The organism is Sphingomonas sp. S-NIH.Pt3_0716 (genome assembly GCF_003950715.1).
In the GTDB taxonomy this organism is placed as follows: domain Bacteria; phylum Pseudomonadota; class Alphaproteobacteria; order Sphingomonadales; family Sphingomonadaceae; genus Sphingobium; species Sphingobium yanoikuyae_A.
This window is the reverse complement of sequence record NZ_QLJK01000107.1, coordinates 1-1,252: the sequence shown is the minus strand read 5'-3', so window position 1 is coordinate 1,252 and position 1,252 is coordinate 1. Positions and strand designations below refer to the sequence as shown.

The window sequence follows — 1,252 nt, the reverse complement described above, 5'->3', positions numbered from 1 at the left end:
GCCTGATGAACGTGTTGCTGGCGGAAGGCGTCAATCTCGGTTTGCGCAAGATGGCGGCGGCGACCAACACGCACAGCTTCTGGGAATTGCTGCGGATCGCGCGCTGGCATGTCGAAGGCAGCGCCTATGATCGGGCGCTCGCCATGATCGTGGAGGCCCACGCCGCCCTGCCCATGGCCGCCTTCTGGGGACAAGGGCAATCGGCATCCAGCGACGGGCAGTTCTTCCTTGCTACCGAGCAGGGCGAGGCGATGAATCTGATCAACGCGAAATATGGCAACGTCCCGGGCCTCAAGGGATACAGCCATGTGTCCGATCAATATGCGCCGTTCGCAACCCAGGTGATCCCGGCAACGGTCAGCGAGGCTCCCTATATCCTGGACGGGCTGCTCATGAATGACGCGGGCCGCCGCGTTCGCCAGCATTTTGCCGACACGGGCGGCTTCACCGATCATGTGTTCGCCGCCTGCGCCTTGCTCGGCTACAGGTTCGCCCCCCGTATCCGCGATCTCCCTCAGAAAAGACTCTATGCCTTCACGCCCAACGCGACGCCGGCCAATGTGCGAGCGCTGGTCGGAGGTAAGATCAATGAACCGCTCATCGAGCGCAACTGGCCCGACATCCTGCGCATCATGGCGACGATCGCAGCGGGGATCGTCGCCCCCAGCCAGATTCTTCGCAAGCTCGCCTCTTACCCGCGCCAGAATGAGCTGGCCCTCGCATTGCGAGAGGTGGGCCGCATCGAGCGAACCCTGTTCATGATCGACTGGATTCTTGATGCCGGCCTCCAGCGCCAGGCTCAGATCGGCCTCAACAAGGGTGAGGCCCACCACGCCCTAAAGCGCGCCATCAGCTTCCACCGCCGAGGTGAAATCCGGGATCGATCCGGCGAAGGCCAGCACTATCGCATCGCCGGAATGAACCTGCTCGCCGCCATCATCATATTCTGGAACACCATGAAGCTCGGCGAGGTCGTCAATACCCGGGCCGCCAGCGGTACCCATATCGCGCCTGATCTACTCGCCCACGTCTCGCCGTTGGGATGGGAACACATCAATCTAACCGGGGAATATCGCTGGCCCAAATCCTTAGCGTAGGATTCCGCCCCCTCCCGCAAACGCCCCCTTATCGTGGTCTGGAAGCTGGATCGCTTGGGTCGCACGATGAAGGGATTGGTCGACCTTGCCGCTGAGCTCGAAGGCAAACAGATCGGTCTCCGCTCGATCACCGACGGCATCGATACATCGGGAAC

General features: G+C 61.9%; 2 protein-coding genes. Both read left to right on the top strand.

The window, feature by feature from the left end; translation table 11 throughout:
* A partial coding sequence (locus tag BRX37_RS26240; RefSeq protein WP_125990363.1) for a Tn3 family transposase occupies positions 1-1,097 on the top strand: 1,097 nt, incomplete at its 5' end.
* A 33-nt stretch (positions 1,098-1,130) separates the two neighbouring features.
* Positions 1,131-1,252: recombinase family protein (locus BRX37_RS26235; protein ID WP_318276978.1), on the top strand; the 122-nt coding region annotated here is incomplete at its 3' end.